Below are 18,616 nucleotides of genomic sequence, written 5' to 3'. Positions count from 1 at the left end.
TAACGAAGATCCATCGTAACCATAGGAGACACAATCATGGCATCCATAGGCCGCATTCCCGACTTTTCGTCCGCGCCGCTGTACGCGACGGTCGTGCTGGACACCCGCGACGACCCGCGCCTGCTGGCGCTGTGGTGCAACCTCGCCATCTGGCGTCCGATTGATCGCGCCCTGGATCAGCCGGCGAATCTGGCGACCTGGGCCGAGCGCACTGGCTTTGCCCCCGAGGAGATCCGGGCACTGATTACCACTTTGATTGAGCGTACGCTGCTGGAGCCGGATACCAGCATCTCATGGTGGACGCTTGAACAGGCCAGCCGGGAGGCAGTCCTGCCGTATAGCAACGAGCTGCGATGGCGCGAAGGGATCCGCCCGCTCGTCCTGAGCCAGCCATCGCTGCTGCTGGAGTAAGCGCTACCGCCGTGCGCTCGCGCTTCGGTTTTGTTTTTACCATTTCTTAAGGGACGCGCTATGCTCGCAATAACTCCCCCCCGCCCTCCGGTGGATCTCTCTGACCCGATGGTGCGGTTGCTCTTGACCGACACATCCCCTGACCTCACCGCGCCGCCGCGGCCGCGCATCGTCAACCATCGCTGTGGTGGCAACTTGGCCGAGAAAGAGGTCTTTGACGCCCTGCACTACCTCACCCTGCTCTATGAGGCCACGGGCCGCAAAGACTTCACCGCCGCCGAGATCCACCGCTACGCGATAGGTGTCAGCTTATCGCGCATCCCGACCTATTTGCGCGGCCTGTGCGACAAGGGACTCGTCGATGTGACTGGCCACCGCAAGATCAAGGGGCTGCGTCCGGCCTTCTGGACGGCGCACTACGAGATCGACATGGATCGGCTGCGAAACGAGAGTGCGCTGATTGTGGCCGCCGACCTGCGCCGGGAAAATCAGCCCCCGCCGCTGCGGCGGCCTGTGCAACCATCGCCGGGCCAGACAGCACTCCCGTTTGATGCGCAGGATCGGCCACCGTACCCCGGCGAGCATGGCGACCGTGCTGTCGCTGCCCCCTGGGACGCGCTACCGCCCCCCCACCGATACCAGCACCGGCGGGGAGCGGCGTGCCATACCCCCACGAGCATGGCGAACTCATTCCCCACGAGCATGGCACCGGCCCCCGAAGGGCAGCCATGCTCCCAGGAGATCGGTAGCCATGCTCCGACGAGCATGGCACTAGCCTCCGAAGGGCAGCCATGCTCCCAGGAGATCGGCAGCCATGCTCCGACGAGCATGGCACTGGCCCCCGAAGGACAGCCATGCTCCCAGGAGATCGGTAGCCATGCTCCGACGAGCATGGAACCGGTCCTCCAGGAGAGGGCCATACTTCCAGGAGATCGGCAGCCATGCTCCGACGGTATCGTTGTGGGGATGTGGGGAGGGAAGGATGGATGTGGGGAGGTAGGGGTGGGGGCTACACACGCACACGCGCCGGACGACATTCGTCTTCTGATCCGAACCGAACTTCACGAGGCGCTATCCCGCTTTGGCCTAGGGGCAACCTTCACCCCAGCACATCCGCAGCCGAACGAGCCAACCCCACCGGCACCCGCAGGCGAGCCAGCCGTCCACGCTGGCCCGCTAGCGACGTGGGCAAACGTGACCGGGCACCTCGTCTCGCCGCTGGACATCGAGAAGATCGACGAGGTTGTGCGCCGCTTTGCCAAGCCAAGCGGCGGCCACGCTGCCTACTGGCTGGTGCGAGCGATTACCAGCGTGGCACTGGAGGAGGCACCGCTGACCATCACCTACGCGGGCGGCATCCTGCGCCGGATGGCCGACCGAAACGACTGGAGCACCGACGAGCTGATCCGCCGCCCGAAGGAACTCCGGGCTGAGGCCGTCATCCCGACCGCCGCCCCGCCGGAGCGGGTGGCACGCGGCAAAGGACGACGTGGGGCGGCCCCGGCGGCACCCACTGCCGCGCCCGAGGCCGTCGGCACACCATTGCCCGACGAGATGTCCCAGCACTGGACGCTGGCGACGTGGCGGGCGTTCGCTGGCCCGAGCGTGGCGGTCACGGTGACGCGGGCGCAGCAGCTCATTGTACGGGTCACGGATCGCCCGACCTGGGAGGCAGTGCTGGCGAACTGGCACGCGCAGTACCAGACCAAGGCCAACTGGGCGCACTTCGACGGCCTGCTGGAGCGCTACGACCGCGAGATCGCGGTAGGCGGGCAGCCCGCTAGCGGCGCGAAGGAGGACATCCCGCACATTCCGACCACGGTGGTCTGCTATCACCCGGCCCTGCGTGACAACGACCTGAATGTCCTCTGGACGGCACGCATGAACGAGGCTACCTCGAAGGTGGCCAAGCAGGCGGTGCTGCGCCGCCTGCTCGCCGAGTACCCGCTGCCACCAGAGCTGATGGCTGAGCTCCGCATCCCTGAGCAGACTTTCTCGCAGTGAGGAACCCCGTGGAAAAAAGCGTCCCCTTCGACCTGACTGCCGAGCGGGTGACTCTGGGGTCGGTCCTGCTGGATCGCGAGGCGATCATCGCCGTCGCCGACACGCTCACGCCCGACGACTTCTACTTGGAGAAGCATGCCCAGGTCTATACCGCGATGCTGGCCTGCTATGCACAGCGCGTGCCGCCCGACCTCGCTACCGTGGGCAGCGAGCTGCGCCGTCAGGAGCGGCTCGATCTCGTGGGCGGGCTGTCGTTCCTGGGCGAGCTGCTGGCCGAGGTACCCACTGCCGTCCACATCGCGTACTACGCCGAGCATGTGCGCCGGGCGGCCACCCTGCGCCGCCTGATCGAGGCGGGCGGGACGATCGCGGCCCTGGGCTACCGCGAGGATGCGGATCTGGACGATGTGATCAGCCAGGCCGAGGCCCGCCTGGAGGGCGTGCGCGGGCGCACCGCTGACACCGGCTACGTGCCGATCAGCCAGGCGGTCAACGAGCTCTTCGCGGCGATGGAGCACCGTCAGGAGCATCGCGGCGAGCCAACGGGCGTAATCACCCGGTTCACCGAGCTGGACACGCTTACGGGCGGGCTCCAGAAGGGCGACCTGATCGTTGTCGGGGCGCGCCCGAGCCAGGGGAAGACGGCCCTGGAGCTCTCGATCGCCTACAACGTGGCCCACCACGCCGGCGAGGGCGTGGGCATCTTCAGCATGGAGATGGGCCGCGACCAACTGACCCAGCGCATGCTGTCCATGCACACCGGGCTTTCCCTCCAGCGCATCCGGGTCGGCGACCTGAGCCAGGAAGAAATGACTCTGGCCTTCGAGGGGATGGGCCGCCTGTCTGAGCTGCCGATCTACATCGACGACACGCCGGCCCTGAGCATCAGCGGGCTACGCTCCCGCGCCCGCCGGATGTGTGCGCAGCGGCAGGTATCCCTGCTGTGCGTGGACTACCTCCAGTTGATGACCGGCGGCGGGCGGGGCGAGAATCGGGTGCAGGAGGTGGCGGAGATCAGCCGGGGGCTGAAGCAGTTGGCCCGCGAGCTGAACGTGCCGGTGCTGGCGCTGTCGCAGCTCTCGCGGAACGTGGATCAGCGCCCGAGTCACGTCCCGGTGCTGTCGGACTTTCGTGAGTCGGGCGCGATTGAGCAAGACTCGGACATCGCGATCGGCCTCTACCGGGATGAGACCTACGACAAGGATACCGACAAACGGGGCATCGTCGAGCTGCACGTCCTCAAGCATCGCAACGGGCCGCTGAAGACGATCCCGCTGCGCTTCGAGGGGCGGACGACGCAGTTTCAGAACCTGGAGCGCTACCGGGTGCCGGTGGGGTATTAGGAAGAGGGTTGTTCGATGAGCCCGCCACTCCAGCAGGTACGGATCGCGGGCGTCGTCTACGAGCTGTCGGCGGGGGAGCAGCTGCGGATCACGGCGTAGCTCGGGGAGGACGGGGCGATCGAGGGTATCTGGGCAGCCGTTGAGCCCCGGGCGGCCGGGCCTGTGGGGGACGCCAGCGAGGCCAGGGGCAGGCGGCGGAGGGCGAGGACTGAGAACGGATATTCGTAAAGCGTTTTTTACTCTGTTCCGTGTATTTTTGGGCGTTTCATTTGCGGTTCATTTGCGGTTCAAATACATTTCAAATGCGTTTCATTTAGGCTTATTGCCTTTTCCGCGAGGGGACGCGCAAAAGTGCCGTTTTTTTGCGCAGGCTATTAACTAGTTCCCCAACCACTTTTCCTCCTTTTTGGGCAGGGTTACACCCCCCAAGCCCCCCAAAGAAGGCTTTACATTATTGATCACGGCGACCCTCCAGGCAGCCTCATAAGCCTGAGGCGCTGGCCGCAGCAGCGAAATGACAAACTGCTACGCACGGCCCCACCGCACTGTCGCGGGGTGGGCCGGGGTCGCCGCATCCTGTGGTAGGATACGCCCAGCCGCACGCCTGCTTAGCCCAGGTGTGGGGTGAGTGACCGTGCAGGAATCTCACCTCCTGTGCGGTCACGTCATTTCATAAGGCTAATAGTACTCCTGGTCGGGTGTACTGTCAAGAGAGATCGCGATATTTTTTGGGGATATTGTCGAGGCTGCGCGAGGCGAGGTACTCATCAATAGCGGCGTGAGTCGTTAGCCAAAATAAGCCGACTCGTTTTGCCTTGAGGCGGCCACGTTTGATGTAATCATTCAGGGAGCGCTTCGCAAGCCCCGCATACTCGGCTGCATCCGCCAGCGTAATCAGCTCGCCGACGGAGAGCGGGTCATGTTGAGAAGAATCAGCCATACCACACAATCTACAATCTGCAATCAAAAATCTGCAATCACACTACTTCCCACTCCTCGCGGGAGACGTTGGCCTGGCGGAGGATGCGCGCGAGCAGACCGACGCTGATGTCGCCCTCGTGAGGATTTGGGATCGTTATGGTCAGGTCGCCACGCTGCATAACCATATGGCGACGACCGGGGAACGGGCCTTCAAAGCCAAGCGCGTGCAGCCCCCGGATCAGCTTCGTGCGATTTACCGGCCCCCAAGGCGGCATCAGGCGGCCTCCTGCGCAATCATCGGCGTGTTCAGATCGATCTCGTTGAGTACCGGAACCTCCAGCCCACGCCGCAGCCGAAAGACGATCCAATCCTCCAGCGAGTCCTGAAGCGCCTCGCGGCAACCTTCCAGGGTGGTCGCATTGCCCCACACCCCCTGGAGCCCCGGGATCTCGCCGTAGAAGCCCTCGTTATCCTCAAGGATCTCATAGGTGGCGCGGCGCATCGCCGCCTGAATATAATCTGTGAGCATATGCGAACCTCCTCCGTGCTGGCCGATCAGCCCATGATAGCACGCCAATGTCCACCTTCGCCTTCGCGTCTTCCGCGCCCCTTCGTGTTCGCGTCCTTCGCCCGGCTTCGCGTCCATCGTGTTCCAAACGCCATCGCCATCCAAGCGCCAACATCACGCGGCCAGCGCACGGACGTGCAGGATCTCGCGGGAGGCGAGCGGGCGCACATCGGCCCCCGTCAGCGACGGGTGCATGATAGCACGCTAACGCGCTCATCATGGCGAACGTGTCATTCCGAGCGCAGCGAGGAATCCCGGCCGGGACCCTTCACTGCGACTACGGCTCCGTTCAGGGTGACATGGGTATCGTTTCCCCCGGCGCCACTGGCCGCCGGGCCATTGGATACTCAGCCTGACACGGCGATCATTGAGCTCGCCGAGAGATCGGCTATCATACCAGGGGCGTGGCGCGTAGCGATTATCTACCGACAGGCGCCCACACCCCCGGCGCACCTGCCGCACCTGAGCCCGAGAGGACACACCAATGGCGCGCGACGAAGCATACCGCGAGGCGGAGAAGAAGATAGAGGAGGCGCGAAGCTCAGGGGCGACGGTGCTTGTTCTTAGCGAGAAGGGGCTCTTCTACCAGCTGATCGTGCGCCTGCACAAATTCTCGCTCGGCCGGGTGAACTATCAGGAGAGCGTCCACTGGCAGCGCGGCCTCGTGCTCGACGACGACTACAACGGGCGCGCGCTGCTTGAGCATATCGCCAACGACGTGCGGATCACCGTGCGCGCGCCCTACCCCGAGCGATTCCTCTCGGTGCTGACCAGCGAAGTGAAATACCTGGTCGATAGCTTCTGGACCGGCCTGCGCTGTGATGTGATGGTGCCGTGCATTGAGCCGTGCGGCAGGGATGCGCCCGGCACCGGCCTGTTCGAGGTGCAGAAGCTGATCGAGAGCAAACGACGCAGACGGGAGGACTATCCCTGCCCGGTCTGTGATGAGTGGCAGGATATCGATTACTTACTTCGTAACGCGCCGGCTGCCCAGCCGTTACCCACCGCCGAGCTTGTCGCGAACAGCGCCATTCTGGCCGAGGTTCGCGGGGTGCGCCGCCAGCTAACAACGCACTACCTCAAAACAATGGGTCGTTTTGATACGCTGGATGCCGGCCAGCGCGAGCTGCTGAGTAAAGCAGACGCAGCCTACACCAGCTTGATCCAGGCCCTGACCGACGAGGCCAAAGAAGGCCCGCGCCTCTTCAGCCTCGTGCCGGTCAATCGCACCAACTTCAACCCGCGCGAGTGGACGAGCGCGAAGTTCCGGCTGACCCTGTGGTGCGAGCACGCGCGGCAGCCGCTGCCCAGGCTCAACGGTAAGAAGAGCACGCAGGGCGTGTACGACATCGAGCTCACCCGCGAGTGGTTCAGGAAGGCCGCGCCCTTCCTGAAAGTGCTCACCGGCACCCTGAGCCTGGTGCTGCCGATCACAGCGTCGGGGGTGAAGCTGGCCCTGGACGACACGGCCTACACCATGATCGAGGAGCAGCTCGACTTCAGCAAAGATATCATCGACGCCTCGCTCAGCGGCAGCGAGCAGATCGGCGGCTGGCTGGGCGGCGACACCTCAACCGACCTCGAGCACGGCGACATGATCCGCGCCCAGGGCGCGACCCTGCGCGAGTTCCACGCGCTGCTCAAGGCGCAAGACGCCGGCTTCGGCGGCCTTGTGCGCGTGCGCAATAAGCGCCAGGAGTTCCTCTGGGTCCACAAGCAGTTTGAGGGCGAATATTAGGGACCGCATGGCGGGCGACCACGGTGGGCAGCCCCGGGCGGCGCAGCTGCGCCCACAGCTCCGCCGGTGGCCCTCTACCAGCCATGCTACAATGGTAGAGTAAATTTACTATCATGTGACGATCTTCTCGCACTGACATCACCACAACCCATGCAGGATACCCATGACGTTTGACGTTGCCTTTCTCGGCGGGGCTTCGGAGGTTGGCGCAAGCTGCATCGCCGTGCGCTTCGGCGAATCGTGGCTTGTGGTCGATGCTGGCGTGCGTATGAGTGGGGCCGCCGAGGAGCGGCTCCCCGATTTCTCCGCCCTGGAGGGCGCGCACGTCGCGGCGATCGTGATCACCCACGCCCACGCCGACCATATCGGCGCCCTGCCGATCCTTCACCAGCAGTTCCCGAGCGCGCCGATCTACACTACCGCCGCCAGCATCCGGCTCATGACGATCATGCTGGCCGACGCCATCGCCGTGATGGAGAAGCGCGCCGCCGAGGAGCTGGAGCTGCCGCTGTACGATAGCGCGGCGGTTGAGCAGATGCTGCGCCGTCTGACGCCGCTGGCGGTCGATGATCGCCACGCCATCCCCGAGATCCCCGGCCTGGTCGTCTCGCTGCGTCTGGCCGGCCACATCGCTGGGGCCGTGAGCGTGGGCCTGGAGCACCCCGAGGGGCGCGTCGTCATCTCCGGCGATATCAGCGTCGCCCCGCAGCGCACCATCCAGGGTGCCCAGACGCCGCTCGTCACCCAGCCCGACCTGCTGATTTTGGAGTCCACCTATGGCGGGCGCGCGCACGCGCCTCGGCGCATGGAGGAGCAGCGCTTGAGCGCCGAGGTGGCGGCGGCCATCCAGCGGGGTGGCCACGTGCTGATCCCGGCCTTCGCGCTCGGCCGCGCCCAGGAGGTCATCCTTATCCTCCAGGAGGCCCAGCGGCGGCGCGAGATCCCGCACTTCACGGTCTGGGTCGATGGAGCCCTCCCAGCGCAAGGGCATCCTCCAGGGACAGCCCGCCTGCATTATCGCCAGCTCGGGGATGCTGACCGGCGGGCCGAGCCGCTGGTATGCCGAGCGTTTGCTGACGCGCCCCGAGGCGACGGTGGCGCTCACCGGCTATCAGGACGAGGAGGCCCCCGGCCGGGCGCTCCAGCAGGTGGCCGCCGGCCAGCGGAGCGCCGTGGTGCTGGGCGAGCAGACCGTCACCGTGGCCGCCAAGGTGATGACCTACTACCTCTCGGGCCACGCAGATCGGGCCGAGCTGGTCGGGTTCGCCCAGCAGATCCGCCCGCGCATGGTCGCGCTGGTTCACGGCGACGGCGGCGCGCGGGGTGGCCTGGCCGCCGCGTTGCGGGCCAGTGGGATGTCGGTGGTGCTCCCGCCAACCGGCAACGTGCTGCACGTGCCGACGACCAGGCGGGAGGTCGTCGAGCCCGTCACCCAGGCCCTGCTCGCGCACACCCGTCAGGCGGCCCCCGACACCACAGAGGCGCTGGCCCTGGCGCTCTGGGAGGAGGAGGGGCGCCCGGTCGAGCCGGTGGTGGTCGAGGCCCGCGCGGTGGCGCGGCGCTGGTACGGGGCCGCGGGCACGCCCGAGGAGATCCAGGCCGTGGTGGCGGTGCTGGCTGCCGCCCCGCAGCGCTTCCAGCCGATCGCCGCCCTGGCCGGGTTCTACCGCCTGCTGCCGCCGGACGCGCTGCGCCAGAGCGCGCCGGTGGCGACGCCGCGTGTGGAGGCGGGCAGCCTCATCCTGGCCCGGATCAATGGCACGGCCGTGGTGCCCTGGTTCTGCGCGCGCGTGGCGGGGGGGGTGATCAGCGGCGTAGGGCCAAGCCGCTCGCCCGCCCACCAGCTCGTGGGCGTCCGCGATGTGGTGGCCTGGGTTGGCCACTGGGATGTCCCGGCCGGCGCACCCGACGACGCCCAGCAGCGGGTGATCGACGACTGGCTGCTCCAGAGCCGCACCCAGCGCAGCCACGTCTCGGCCCGTGCGGTCGCCGCGACGATGCGCCCCGGACTGAGCTACGACCTCGCCACACTGGTGGCGGCGCTCGGCCAGCCGGTCGATGATCTGGCCTGGCGGCTGCATGTCGCCCGGCTGATGGTGGCGAACCCGCGCATGTTCACCATGATGCCGGCCGCGCACCCGCTCCATGACGCGCGCTGGTCGGTGCGGCTGGCGGCGGGCTGGGAGGATGCGCGTGAGGAGGACGTCGCCCAGCCGCGACCGGACACGCACGCCATCCAGCAGCGGATTGACTGGCACCTGCGCGGGGCGAGCGACCTGTACCGGCGCAGCATCGACCCCGAGACCGGCGACGTCACGCTGCGCTTCCGCTTCCCGCTGACGGCCGAGGCGCGCTATGGCGCGCAGCTGGCGGCGCTGCGGGCCGAGCTGCCGGTGCGCGTGATGATCAATGAGGAGACAGATCACACGGCTGTGCTGAATATCATCCAGCTCCACCTGCGGCCGATCGTGACGATCAAAGGCGTCCCGACGGTGGCTCAGGACGCGCGCCGGGTGACGGTGGTCTGTCAGGGCGCGCCCTCGGCGGAGGCGCTGGCGGAGGCGCTGGCGGCGATCACGGCGCGCACGGGGTTTGATGTTGAGGTGGTGCCGGTGGCCGCGCCGGCGGGCGCGCCCGGGGGGGGGCCGCAGCCCGCACCTGCGAAGGTGAAGCATCAGCTGGTGGTGGGGACAGCGGCGGCGGATCGCTGTGCGGCGTCAGAGGCCCGCGCGGTCACCCAGGAGGTGCTTGCCGAGGCGGCCCTGCAGATCGACCTGGACCCGACCAATGGCTTCGTGATCGTGCGCTTCCCGCTGCCCCACGCCGACATGCAGCGCCACGCCGAGCGCCTGGCGGAGGTGGTGCGGCGCACGGGCTGGGCGGTGCGGGTGCGGCCGCACCCGCAGCACACGGCGCTGGAGGCGGCGGCGCGCGCGGCGCTGCCTCCAGGAACGGAGTTGGTGCTGCCGCTGTCGGTGTACACCCAGCGGCAGACGGTGGAGGGCCGGTATCGTGGGCATCTCGCGGCGGCGACGGTTCAGGCGGCCCAGGCGGCGTTCGCGCAGGCGACCAGGTGGCAGCTGCTGCTGCGCCCGGTCGCGGCAGGCGCGGCGGAGCAGGGGGACACAGCTGCAGCGTGACGACGCCGGGCCGGATCGGACGCCTGCTGATCTCGCTGCTGCTGCTGCACTGGGGGCTACTGTCGCTGCCGCTGCTCTACCTGAGCGCCTTTCTGGAGCGCAACCGCGACACCTACTACGATCTGCTGCTGGGAGTCAGCCAGCACGGCGCCTGGGGCGAAGAAAACCTCACCGAAACAGGTCATCCAGCGTGAATAGCATTAAAAAACGGATCATGTCGAGAAATGCTTTACACGTCGGGCCTAGCACGCCTCGGCCTCGCCGTGGCCGGGTAGTCTAAACGTCAATTCGAGGCGTTCTGCAAAACCTCTATCTTCGTGTCCCCTAACACACAACTGTCCCCACCCCTATCATAAAATAAAGGTGGGGACAGTTGTAGATGGCTGCGCGGGAGTCTTCTGGCTCTTGCGTGTCCAGGATGATCCTACCGAACGATCAGCGGCAGGTAGACGAGGCTTCCGATCTGGATGGTGAAGGCCTGGGGGAGCTGCCCGCTCGCATTGCTAGCGGTGACGGTGAACGCGTAGGTGCCAGCGGCGGCCGGCGTGCCGTGGAGCAGGCCGGATGTGTCCAGCAGCAGGCCGGGCGGCAGGCCGCCGCCCGTCACGCTGAAGGTCGGCGCGGGATTGTCGCTCGTGGTGAAGGTGAAGCGGTATGACTTCCCGGCAGTGCCAGACGGCGGCGCGGCGTTGGTGAAGATCGCCGGCGCCGCCGCGCGGAAGGCGATGGTGAACCTTTGCTGGTACTGCCCGCCCGCATTGCGGGCGGCGACGGTGAACGCGTAGGTGCCGGCGGCGGCCGGCGTGCCGTGGAGCAGGCCGGAGGCGTCGAGCAGCAGGCCGGGCGGCAGGCCGCCGGCCGTCACGCTGAAGGTCGGCGCGGGGGTGCCGTCGGCGGCGAAGGTGAAGCTGTAGGCCGTGCCCGCGGTCCCTGCGGGCGGCGCGGTGCTGGTGAACGCCGTCGGCGCGGCCGGCCGGATGGTCAGGGTGAGCGTCTGGGGGAGCTGGCCGGCCATATTGCGGGCGGTGACGGTGAACGTGTAGACGTCGACGGCGGTTGGCGTGCCGTGGAGCAGGCCGGAGGCGTCGAGCAGCAGGCCGGGCGGCAGGCCGCCGGCCGTCACGCTGAAGGTCGGCGCGGGGGTGCCGTCGGCGGCGAAGGTGAAGCTGTAGGCCGTGCCCGCGACCCCATCGGGCGGCGCGGCGCTGGCGAACGCCGTCGGCGCCGTCGGCCGGATGGTCAGGGTGAACGTCTGGGGGAGCTGGCCGGCCACATTGCTGGCGGTGACGGTGAACGCGTAGGTGTCGGCGACGGTCGGCGTGCCGTGGAGCAGGCCGGAGGCGTTGAGCAGCAGGCCGGGCGGCAGGCCGCCGGCCGTCACGCTGAAGGTCGGCGCGGGGGTGCCGTCGGCGGCGAAGGTGAAGCTGTAGGCCGTGCCCGCGGTCCCATCGGGCGGCGCGGCGCTGGCGAACGCCGTCGGCGCGGTGAGGAAGCCACCCAGCGTCGCGAAGTACCTGATGCCAATGTGATTCGGAATAGGGCTGAAGCCAGCATAGACGATCAGCCCATCGCCGCTCACCAGGAGCGATGTCGCCGCGTTATCGGTGGCGGGAGCCCATACCAGCGCGCTCCCGGTTGTCGCGTTGATAGCCGTGAGGTTGCTACTGCTGAGGAGGGTGCCGCCCACGCTATCGAGGAGCCCGCCGACGTAGAGCGTGCTGCCGTACAGCGCCAGGGTGTCGACCACCGCGTCAGTGGGCGAGACGGCGTTGCCGATGTTCGGGTTCCATGACAGCGCTGCCCCGGCGCCCGTCGTGTTCAGCGCCGCCAGGTAGTTGCGCGCGGAGCCACCGGCGTGGGTGAACGCGCCGCCGGTGTAGAGCGTTTGCCCATCCGCGCTCATCGTTATGGCCTTCACGGCACCGTCCGGGCTCGGATCCCAGGCCGTCGCCTGGCCACTGCTCGTCGCGATCGCCGCCAGGTTGTTGCGGGCGGTGCCGGCCGGGCCGCCGACGTGGGTGAAGGTGCCGCCGGCGTACACCGTGTTGCCGCTCGTGGCGAGCGCGCCCACCACGGCGGGCCCCGTGCCGCCGGTGTTATCCAGGTTCGGGTTCCAGCTCGCCAGGGTGCCGGTGCCGCCATCGAGCGCCGCCAGGTGGTTGCGCACGGTGGTGGCCCCGTTGCCGAGGTGGGTGAAGGCGCCTCCGGCGTAGAGCGTGGCCCCGCTCATGGCGAGCGCGTACACCGCACCGTCCGCGCCGGGGTTCCATCCCGACACCGCCGCCCCGGTGTCCGTGTTCATCGCCGCAATGTTGCTGCGGAGCACGCCGCCGACGCTATCGAAGAATCCGCCGGCGTAGACCGTGTTGCCGCTCACCGCCAGCGCCTCGACGGGGCCATTGGCGTACGGGCTCCACGTCGCCTTCACGAGCTGTCCGCTGCCCCCGCCCGGGCTGGCAGGGTTGTAGGTGTTGAGGGCTGCCAGGCGGCTGCGCACGACGCCGGGGCCGGGGATGTAGCCGCCTATCCATTCGAAGGCGCCGCCGACGTAGAGCGTCTGCCCGTCGCCGCTCAGCGCCATCGTGTACACCGCAGCGCCCGTGTCGGAGTAGGGGTCCACGTACCAGGGCAGCAGGCTTGCGTCGGTGGCGTTCACCGCCGCGATGTCGTCGCGGAAGGTTGGCTCATTCACGACGGGCGCGACCGGGCTGTGCGGCTGCGGCGCGTCCACGCCGACGTTGTCGAAGATGCCGCCGAAGTACAGCGTGCTGCCGCTCAGCGCCAGGGTGTTCACAAAGATAAAAGAGCTCGCGCCGATGGAGTAGCTGATCCTCGGGTTGGCCCATCCGGCGGCCAGCCCGCCGGTGCCCGTGTCGAACGCCGCCAGAATGGTGTTCGGAACGACCGGGTTGGTGCCTACATTCAGGAAGGCGCCGCCGGCGTAGATCGTGGCCCCATTGAACAGCAAGGCGTAGACGCTGCTGTCTGGGCTCGGGTTCCATCCCTGCACCGCGCCAGCGGCGCTCACGGCCGCGAGGTTATTGCGCGCCTGCCCGCCGATGCTGCTGAACGTACCGCCGACATAGATCGTAGTTCCGCCGATTGCCAGCGCGCTCACGGTGGAGTCGTCGCTGCCGCAGGCTGCGGGCCCCACGCTCGGGTTCCAGCTCAGCGTCGCCCCGGTGGCGACGCTGAGCGCGGCGACGTGGCTGCGCTGTGCGGGCGTGCTGCCGATGTAGCAGAAGCCACCCCCGACGTAGAGGATGTTCCCGCTGACGGCGAGCGTCGCGACTGGGCCATTCGCGAGCGGGGTCCAGTTCGGGTCGACCGTGTTGTTGCTCAGGATGTGGGCCAGCCGGTTGCGCGTCTGGACGACGCCCTGGTTCGCGCCCTGGACGTCGACGACGCTCATGAAGTTACCGCCGATGAACCAGCCGCCGCTGCCGTCCGGCACAATCGTCTTAACCTCGCCGTTGACCTTCGGGAAGCTCTGGGTTGAGCCGTTCGTGGCGCTCAGTGAGGCGAGGCTGCCCGTCTGCGGCCCGAGGTATTTGAACTGGCCGCCCAGGTAGAGCGTTGCGCCATTGGCGCTCAGCACGGAGCTGTACACCGGGCCGTCGGTGACCCAGGCGTTTGCGTCGGCCGCAGCCGGCCCTGATGGCGCCGCGCGAGCGCTCCCCATCAGGTGTGTGAGCGATGCCAGCAGTGCGACGATCAAGATGGGCGTGATCATGCCACGCGAGGATGCTCGAGATGACATCGCTCGATTCCTTAAGCTGACAGGGGCTGCGCGGCGGCTTCCGGCCGCCCGGATCTCGCGACCGTGTCGCCCCTGCTCATTGCATTGACGATACCATCGGGCTATCTGCCCACCGTCACCGCCCGCAGCTCTCCGACAGCGCGCTCCTGAACCTCCTGCTCCGCTTGTGGAGCGGGCTGGCCATACTTGGCCAGCCGGGCAAGCACGTGGCGGATGCACTCCGCATCGTTGCGCATGGCGGCATCCTCCAGGGTCGCGATGGAGTCGAGCAGGTTCGCCGGGACGAGGCTGCTGGCGTTGTGCGAGATGAAGATCTTCTGGTGCTGGGTGCGCCGGTACTCCTCGTCGGGCAGGAACAGCTCCTCGTAGAGCTTCTCGCCCGGCCGCATGCCGCTGAAGACGATGTCGATGTCGCGGCCCACCTTCAGGCCCGACAGCTCGATCATGTCGCGGGCCAGGTCGACGATCTTGACCGGCTCGCCCATGTCGAGGGTGAAGACCTCGCCGCCGTGGCCCAACACCGACGCCTGCAGGGTCAGCTGCACCGCCTCGGGGATGGTCATAAAGAAGCGCCGCATCTCGGGGTGGGTCACGGTGACCGGGCCGCCGGCCGCGATCTGCTGCTTGAACGTCAGCACGACGCTGCCCCGACTCCCCAGGACATTGCCGAACCGCACCGCGACGTAGGGCTTGCCGGTCAGCTTCGCCGCGTGGTGAACCAGCAGCTCGGCGACGCGCTTGCTGCTGCCCATCACGCTGGTCGGGTTGACGGCTTTGTCGGTCGAGATCATGACGAACTGCGCGATCCCGGCCGCCAGCGAGGCCTGGAGCAGGTTGCGCGTCCCCAGGATATTGTTGGTGATCGCCTCGACCGGGTTCAGCTCCATCAGGGGCACGTGCTTGTGCGCCGCCGCGTGGAAGACGATCTCGGGGCGGTACTCCTCAAAGATCGTCCCAATCCGCTCCAGGAAGCGGAGGTCCGCGATGCGCGCATCGATCCGGCAGGTGCTGTTGCCGCTCTTGCGCACATGCTGGAGCAGCTCATTCTGGATGGTGAAGACGCTGTTCTCGCCGTGCCCGAGGACGAGGAGCTCTGCGGGCTCGAAGTGGAGGATCTGGCGGCAGAGCTCGCTGCCGATCGATCCGCCGCCGCCGGTCACTAGGACCCTCCGGCCGCGGATGAGATCGCTGACCCCCGTCGTGTCGGTGTGGATCGGCTCGCGGCGCAGCAGGTCGTCGATCTGCACATCGCGCAGCATGCTGATGTTCACCGTCCCGTCGAGCAGCTCGGAGAGGCCCGGGATGATCTTGGTCTCCACGCCGGCGCCCTCACAGATGCTCACGATCTCGCGGATCGCCTTCCCGGCGGCGGAGGGCACGGCGATGATCACCTGCCGCACCTCGTGCGCTTGCACCAGCCGCGGGATCGCGTAGCGGTCACCCAGAACCGGCACGCCGTGGATGCGGATATTGTTCTTAGCCGGGTCGTCGTCGATGAAGCCGATCAGCTCGCGCCCCTGGGGATGCCGCTGCCGCAGGTCGCGGGCGATGCTCTCCCCCGCGTCGCCAGCGCCCACCACCAGCACCCGCTCCGCGCCGCTGGCGTCCCTGCGGCGCAGCTTGTATGGGAATTCCAGGCGTCGGAGCATGCGCGGGGTTGCGGTCATCGGCAGCGCCAGCAGCAGGAAGATCGCGGGGACCGACTGTGGGATCAGGTCGACCTCAGGCAGCAGCCAGTCCGCAGCGAGCAGGAGCGTCTCGGCCGTGATCGCCACGGCGGTGATGGCGAGGGCCATCCGGAACAGCTCATTGATCGATGCGTAGCGCCAGTACTGGGCGTAGATCCCGGCCCGGTAGAAGAGCGCGGGCGTGATGATCGTCGCCATGGCGGCGAACAGCGCGAAGCCGAGCCAGTACTTGGCCAGATCCAAGCTCTCCAGGCGCAGCACAAAGCTGATGTACGCGGCGCCTATAAGCAACACGATATCGGCTGTGAACAGGCGGCGGTTAGTCGTGAACTCTCGCATGAGTGCCCCCCTGCGCTTATCGTTTGATCGAGCTTCTACGCTCATGTCTCCGCGCCACCCCGCCCCTGCGGCATGTCAGACGCCGACGATGCGCGCGGCTGCATGTTATGTTAGGACATGTGCGCAGCTCCGCCTATACGGACCGATCCTGCTAGATCGCCGTGCATGCCCGCAGATGATGGCAGACGTAGTCCACCTGGTCTTCCGTCATCACCCCCGAGAACGGAAGCGCCAGCGACACGTCGCCCAGTCGCTCGGTGACGGGGAAGTCGCCGGGCTGATAGCCGAGCCGCTGCAGGTAGATCGGCTGGAGGTGGATCGGCGTGAAGTAGGGCCGGCTAGGGATCCCGGCCTCGGAGAGCTGGCGCATGACCTCGTTGCGGTCGGCCGGCGCGTTGAGGCGCACCACGTAGACAAACCAGCTCATGCGCGTCGTCGACGGGACAATGGCGGGCCGCTCGATCAGCTCGGCGCCGGCCAGCCGCTCGTTATACCAGGCGGCCACCTGGTCGCGCCGGGCGAGCAACTCCTCGATCCGCTGGATCTGCGTGAGGCCGAGCGCGGCGCTCAACTCGTCCAGGCGGTAGTTGTAGCCCAGGCGGGTGTGATTGAGCCAGGCGTCGAAGACATCGCGCCCCTGGTTGCGCAGCGAGCGGAACAGGTCGTTCCAGTGCTCGTGGTTGGTGACGATCATCCCGCCCTCGCCGGTGGTCATCTGCTTATTCGGGTAGAAGGCGAAGACTGCCGCGTCGCCCAGCGTGCCCGCCCGGTGGCCCTTGTACTCGGCGCCGATCGCCTCGCAGGCGTCCTCGATGACCGACAGGCCATGCCGGCGCGCGACGGTCAGGATCGGGTCCATATCGGCCGGCTGGCCGAAGGCGTGGACCGGCAGGATGGCCTTGAGCCGGGGGCCGATCGGCCCGTCGCTATGGTACCGCAGCGCCGGCGGCAGCCAGCGTCGCGCCGCCGCGCCGCCGCGAGACAGCCCTTCGGCGGCCTCCGCAACCAGGGCCGGGTTAATATTCCCGGTCGCCGGATCGACATCGACAAAGACCGGCGTGGCGCGCTCATACAGGATGCAGTTCGCCGAGGCGATGAATGAGAAAGGCGTCGTGATAACGATATCACCCTCCTCAACCCCGGCGGCGATCATGCAGAGGTGGAGCCCGCTCGTGCCAGAGTTGACGCTCGTGGCGTGCTGCGTGCCGGTATACGAGCGGAACGCGTGCTCGAACGCCTGGTTCTTTGGGCCGATGCTCAGGACCGGCGTCTGCAACACACCGAGCACGGCCGCGATCTCCGCATCTGTCAGATCCGGGGATGACATCGCAATGTTGTCTGTGGCGATCATAGATAACCTCGCTTCATGATCATGGAACCTTGCTGGGTTTGATATGACCCGGCAGCGATGATGTCTCGGTATGCTCGTGCGAGCGAAGCTCGCACGAGCATACCGAGACATCATCGTGTGTGTTGCGCCACTCGCCTCGGAAGAGGAGCGGGGAGCTATTAGACCGTCTGGAGGGCGGCAAGCAGGCCGTCGAGCTCGGCCGGATTGTCGCCAAAGGTAAACCGCTTCGCGGTGCGGCTGATCATGCGCATGAGGCCGGTCAGCACCTTGCCCGGGGCCACCTCGAGCACGGCGGCCACCTCGACCTCCGCCAGGCGCTGCATCGAGTCGACCCAGCGCACCGTGCGCGTCAGCTGCTCGCTCAGCTCCTCGCGGATCGCCGCCGGCGTGCGCAGCCACTCCGCCGTGGTATTGCCGATGATCGGGAGAGACGGCTCGACGATCGGCGTCTGCGCGAGCTCGTCCAGGAAGCCGGGGATCGCCGAGCGCATCAGCGACGTGTGCGGCGCGACGCTCACCTTCAGCCAGGTTGGCGGCATGGCGCCGTGCTGCACACATCGCTCAGCGAACACCTCTAGCGCGCGGTGGTCGCCGGCGACCACCACCTGGCCCGGGCTGTTATCGTTCGCCACCTCGATCACCGCCTCGGTCTCCTGCGCCACCTGGGCGCAGAGCTGCGCCACCTGGGCGAGCTTTAGCCCCAGCACGGCCAGCATGCCCCCGGGCGCGAGCTCGCCCGCGGCCCGCATCGCCAGGCCGCGGGCCCGCACGAGCCTGAGCCCGTCCGCGAAGTCGAGCGCGCCGGCGCTCACCAGGGCGCTGTACTCGCCCAGGCTATGCCCGGCGACGGCGGTCGGCGCGACGCCCAGGCGCGGGCCGATGACCTGCCATGCCGCGACGCTCGTCACAAAGATCCCCGGCTGCGCGTTCGCCGTGTCGTTCAGCTCGTGATCCGGCCCGTGAAAGCAGCGATCCGAGAGCGCGAACCCAAGCACATCGTCGGCCTGCGCGAACACCCGCGCCGCCTCGGGGAACGTCGCCGCGAGCGCCTTGCCCATCCCGATATATTGCGACCCCTGACCCGGAAATAGCACTGCGATCTTTGGAGCCATCGCCGATCTCCTTCACCTCAGCGCACGATTGTCACGCTGAGCGTCAGCAGCGTACTAGTGGCTCAGCGCGAGCACGGGGCGCCTGCGCAGAGCTATGACATAAGCGACCGCAAATGTGCGCGAGTGCGCGGAGCTCACTGACCACTGGACAATATCTAACGCCTGCGCGTACGACCGCGCGCCACCGTAGAGGGTGATCTGCAGCCGATCATCCTCGTCGCCAACGATCTCGAGCTCGTGC

General features: G+C 67.4%; 13 protein-coding genes and 2 pseudogenes. 7 read left to right on the top strand and 8 right to left on the bottom strand.

Going from position 1 to position 18,616, the window contains the following annotated elements; genetic code table 11:
* Window positions 1-36 precede the first annotated feature (36 nt).
* The 3 genes from K2Z83_RS22745 to dnaB all read left to right on the top strand — a co-directional run bounded on the left by K2Z83_RS22745 (window position 37) and on the right by dnaB (window position 3,758).
* Window positions 37-411, top strand: coding sequence for a hypothetical protein (locus tag K2Z83_RS22745; protein ID WP_220597465.1), 375 nt, complete (start codon window positions 37-39; stop codon window positions 409-411).
* A gap of 1,194 nt (window positions 412-1,605) precedes the next feature.
* Window positions 1,606-2,415: a hypothetical protein gene (locus K2Z83_RS22740; RefSeq protein WP_220597464.1), complete on the top strand. Its 810-nt coding sequence runs from the start codon at window positions 1,606-1,608 to the stop codon at window positions 2,413-2,415.
* Window positions 2,416-2,423: 8 nt separating this feature from the next.
* Window positions 2,424-3,758 (top strand): replicative DNA helicase, encoded by a 1,335-nt coding sequence (gene dnaB / locus K2Z83_RS22735; RefSeq protein WP_220597463.1) that lies wholly within the window; start codon window positions 2,424-2,426, stop codon window positions 3,756-3,758.
* 706 nt (window positions 3,759-4,464) lie between these two features.
* On the opposite strand, the gene K2Z83_RS22730 is transcribed toward dnaB, so the two are convergent.
* The 3 genes from K2Z83_RS22730 to K2Z83_RS22720 are packed head-to-tail and all read right to left on the bottom strand — an operon-like array spanning window position 4,465 to window position 5,208.
* A complete protein-coding gene (locus K2Z83_RS22730; RefSeq protein WP_220597462.1) occupies window positions 4,465-4,698 on the bottom strand; it encodes a helix-turn-helix domain-containing protein in 234 nt (77 codons plus the stop codon).
* 37 nt (window positions 4,699-4,735) lie between these two features.
* Complete coding sequence (locus tag K2Z83_RS22725; protein WP_220597461.1) at window positions 4,736-4,954, bottom strand: type II toxin-antitoxin system HicA family toxin; 219 nt, start codon at window positions 4,952-4,954, stop codon at window positions 4,736-4,738.
* A complete protein-coding gene (locus K2Z83_RS22720; protein ID WP_220597460.1) occupies window positions 4,954-5,208 on the bottom strand; it encodes a type II toxin-antitoxin system HicB family antitoxin in 255 nt (84 codons plus the stop codon). Before K2Z83_RS22720 ends, K2Z83_RS22725 begins: the two co-directional genes overlap by 1 nt.
* A 523-nt stretch (window positions 5,209-5,731) precedes the next feature.
* On the opposite strand from K2Z83_RS22720, the gene K2Z83_RS22715 reads away from it, so the two are divergent.
* The 4 genes and pseudogenes from K2Z83_RS22715 (at window position 5,732) to K2Z83_RS22700 (ending at window position 10,319) form a co-directional block, all read left to right on the top strand.
* A complete protein-coding gene (locus K2Z83_RS22715; RefSeq protein WP_220597459.1) occupies window positions 5,732-6,985 on the top strand; it encodes a hypothetical protein in 1,254 nt (417 codons plus the stop codon).
* Window positions 6,986-7,148: 163 nt separating this feature from the next.
* Window positions 7,149-7,703 (top strand): annotated as a pseudogene (locus tag K2Z83_RS30155) (MBL fold metallo-hydrolase); the annotation flags it as partial.
* Between the two features lie 247 nt (window positions 7,704-7,950).
* Window positions 7,951-10,125 (top strand): MBL fold metallo-hydrolase RNA specificity domain-containing protein, encoded by a 2,175-nt coding sequence (locus tag K2Z83_RS29660; RefSeq protein WP_220597458.1) that lies wholly within the window; start codon window positions 7,951-7,953, stop codon window positions 10,123-10,125.
* Complete coding sequence (locus K2Z83_RS22700) at window positions 10,122-10,319, top strand: hypothetical protein (RefSeq protein ID WP_255604426.1); 198 nt, start codon at window positions 10,122-10,124, stop codon at window positions 10,317-10,319. Before K2Z83_RS29660 ends, K2Z83_RS22700 begins: the two co-directional genes overlap by 4 nt.
* A gap of 230 nt (window positions 10,320-10,549) precedes the next feature.
* Here K2Z83_RS22700 and K2Z83_RS22695 read toward each other — a convergent pair whose 3' ends face one another.
* The 5 genes and pseudogenes from K2Z83_RS22695 to K2Z83_RS22675 all read right to left on the bottom strand — a co-directional run.
* Window positions 10,550-13,885 carry an Ig domain-containing protein gene (locus K2Z83_RS22695; RefSeq protein ID WP_220597457.1) on the bottom strand — a complete coding sequence of 1,112 codons (3,336 nt, stop codon included), beginning with the start codon at window positions 13,883-13,885 and terminating at the stop codon, window positions 10,550-10,552.
* Window positions 13,886-13,986: 101 nt separating this feature from the next.
* Complete coding sequence (locus tag K2Z83_RS22690; protein WP_220597456.1) at window positions 13,987-15,912, bottom strand: nucleoside-diphosphate sugar epimerase/dehydratase; 1,926 nt, start codon at window positions 15,910-15,912, stop codon at window positions 13,987-13,989.
* Between the two features lie 151 nt (window positions 15,913-16,063).
* Window positions 16,064-17,263: a DegT/DnrJ/EryC1/StrS aminotransferase family protein gene (locus K2Z83_RS22685; RefSeq protein WP_220597455.1), complete on the bottom strand. Its 1,200-nt coding sequence runs from the start codon at window positions 17,261-17,263 to the stop codon at window positions 16,064-16,066.
* A gap of 158 nt (window positions 17,264-17,421) precedes the next feature.
* Window positions 17,422-18,375: an ACP S-malonyltransferase gene (gene fabD, locus K2Z83_RS22680; RefSeq protein ID WP_220597454.1), complete on the bottom strand. Its 954-nt coding sequence runs from the start codon at window positions 18,373-18,375 to the stop codon at window positions 17,422-17,424.
* 54 nt (window positions 18,376-18,429) lie between these two features.
* A pseudogene (locus tag K2Z83_RS22675) lies at window positions 18,430-18,616 on the bottom strand (hypothetical protein); the annotation flags it as partial.

Origin of the sequence: Oscillochloris sp. ZM17-4 (genome assembly GCF_019599295.1) — a bacterium.
Taxonomy (GTDB): Bacteria; Chloroflexota; Chloroflexia; order Chloroflexales; family Chloroflexaceae; genus Oscillochloris.
Note: the sequence above shows the minus strand (reverse complement) of the source record. Positions and strands in the feature narration are given on the sequence as shown.

What these genes read in the sequence shown, in the direction of transcription:
- K2Z83_RS22695 (WP_220597457.1), bottom strand. Translation starts at nt 13,885, where the DNA reads ATGTCATCTCGAGCATCCTCGCGTGGCATGATCACGCCCATCTTGATC.
- K2Z83_RS22715 (WP_220597459.1), top strand. Translation starts at nt 5,732, where the DNA reads ATGGCGCGCGACGAAGCATACCGCGAGGCGGAGAAGAAGATAGAGGAG.
- K2Z83_RS22685 (WP_220597455.1), bottom strand. Translation starts at nt 17,263, where the DNA reads ATGATCGCCACAGACAACATTGCGATGTCATCCCCGGATCTGACAGAT.
- K2Z83_RS22730 (WP_220597462.1), bottom strand. Translation starts at nt 4,698, where the DNA reads ATGGCTGATTCTTCTCAACATGACCCGCTCTCCGTCGGCGAGCTGATT.
- fabD (WP_220597454.1), bottom strand. Translation starts at nt 18,375, where the DNA reads ATGGCTCCAAAGATCGCAGTGCTATTTCCGGGTCAGGGGTCGCAATAT.
- K2Z83_RS22725 (WP_220597461.1), bottom strand. Translation starts at nt 4,954, where the DNA reads ATGCCGCCTTGGGGGCCGGTAAATCGCACGAAGCTGATCCGGGGGCTG.
- K2Z83_RS22690 (WP_220597456.1), bottom strand. Translation starts at nt 15,912, where the DNA reads ATGCGAGAGTTCACGACTAACCGCCGCCTGTTCACAGCCGATATCGTG.
- K2Z83_RS22745 (WP_220597465.1), top strand. Translation starts at nt 37, where the DNA reads ATGGCATCCATAGGCCGCATTCCCGACTTTTCGTCCGCGCCGCTGTAC.
- K2Z83_RS29660 (WP_220597458.1), top strand. Translation starts at nt 7,951, where the DNA reads ATGGAGCCCTCCCAGCGCAAGGGCATCCTCCAGGGACAGCCCGCCTGC.
- K2Z83_RS22720 (WP_220597460.1), bottom strand. Translation starts at nt 5,208, where the DNA reads ATGCTCACAGATTATATTCAGGCGGCGATGCGCCGCGCCACCTATGAG.